This window comes from Nodularia chucula CCY0103 (assembly GCF_963923915.1).
GTDB classification, from domain to species: domain Bacteria; phylum Cyanobacteriota; class Cyanobacteriia; order Cyanobacteriales; family Nostocaceae; genus Nodularia; species Nodularia chucula.
Genome location: NZ_CAWUOL010000194.1, coordinates 1 through 1,206, shown reverse-complemented (window position 1 = coordinate 1,206; position 1,206 = coordinate 1). Strand labels below are relative to the sequence as shown.

The following is a 1,206-nucleotide window of genomic DNA, read 5'->3' as shown; positions in this document are numbered from 1 at the left end:
TTGCTGATTAGGCAAGTCCTCTTGTCAACAGGGTTTGAGATGCGCTGACCCTGATATTTCCCTTGCCTGTCATCCCCGAATATTTCTATTCGTTTCGACAGAACGAATCACACTAGCGAACTGCAAACATAAACGCTTCAAACTGCAAACAAGGCAATTTTGAAACCACATTATCTGCAAATAAGAGGGGTCTCCAAACCACAATAATTGCAAATGAAACCACATTATGGGCCTTGGCAACTTTTGGTGATCTTGGTTGGGGCAAGGCAGAAGGCAGGGCGCATTCAACAACTGATTCAGGATGCAGGGTGTGAAGTGCTGTACCTACCACCTTATTCTCCAAACCTAAATCAGATTGAAAAATGCTGGTCTTGGTTGAAAAGTCGAATCCGCAAAAAGTTAGACCAGTTTGATTGTTTACGAAATGCCATTGAGGATGTCTTGCATTTTGCGTCCTAACCTCCTTGGCGGTTGCTATATAAATAAAATTTGGATGAAATTTTTGATTAATATGAAAATCTAAATATTAAAATGTAGGGAATTGAGCTACACCAAGGGGGATTTCTACCTCACTACCAACAACTTTGGCTGAAAAGCGGTATACGGAAGCTGTCCCAGTTACTGGTTGTTGAACTTTATTAAAATTAACTAAAAGTTTAGTGTTAGAAATAACCTTTTTAGGGAACTCTATAATAATTTGTCTGCCATTGACGGAAATATTAGTATCAATTTTTTGACCATTCACATCCAAAGCATCAATGTCATTACTCACTGCTACAGTAGATGGAGTTTCAATAATAAGTTGAGAAAGAGCGTTTTTATTTTGGGGAATGTTTAACCTAAAAGTATGCTTTACCAAACGCCAGCTATTGGTGGGATATGGCAAATTATTATTAATATGAGTCTCCTTAGCATTTGCATGACCAAATGAAATGAAAGCTGTGGGAGTAAAGGCAAACATCATAATGGTGTAAATCAATATTTTATTCATCTTGAATTGTTAAGTAGTTATTATGTTAAATAATTACAGGTTTTATACAGCGTTTCCGGCTGTTATGAGGTACAGTAGCAGCAATTAGCAAACCAGTTTCTTAAATGTTGAGGATTTATTAAGTCAAGTGCAACTGAAATTATTCGATCTACCATTTCTGTTCAGGGTCAGCGCATCTCAAACCCTGTTGACAAGAGGACTTGCCTAATCAGCAA

2 protein-coding genes are annotated in these 1,206 nt (G+C 37.6%); one reads left to right on the top strand and one right to left on the bottom strand.

The window, feature by feature from the left end; genetic code table 11:
• Window positions 1-213: 213 nt before the first annotated feature.
• On the top strand, window positions 214-459 hold the full coding sequence (locus tag ACM0OP_RS24150) for a transposase (RefSeq protein WP_414530942.1): 246 nt from the start codon (window positions 214-216) through the stop codon (window positions 457-459).
• Window positions 460-526: 67 nt separating this feature from the next.
• Here ACM0OP_RS24150 and ACM0OP_RS24145 read toward each other — a convergent pair whose 3' ends face one another.
• On the bottom strand, window positions 527-991 hold the full coding sequence (locus ACM0OP_RS24145) for a DUF2808 domain-containing protein (protein ID WP_414530941.1): 465 nt from the start codon (window positions 989-991) through the stop codon (window positions 527-529).
• Between the last annotated feature and the right edge of the window lie 215 nt (window positions 992-1,206).

Coding starts and splice junctions, on each gene's coding strand:
- ACM0OP_RS24145 (WP_414530941.1), bottom strand. CDS start 991: ATGAATAAAATATTGATTTACACCATTATGATGTTTGCCTTTACTCCC.
- ACM0OP_RS24150 (WP_414530942.1), top strand. CDS start 214: ATGAAACCACATTATGGGCCTTGGCAACTTTTGGTGATCTTGGTTGGG.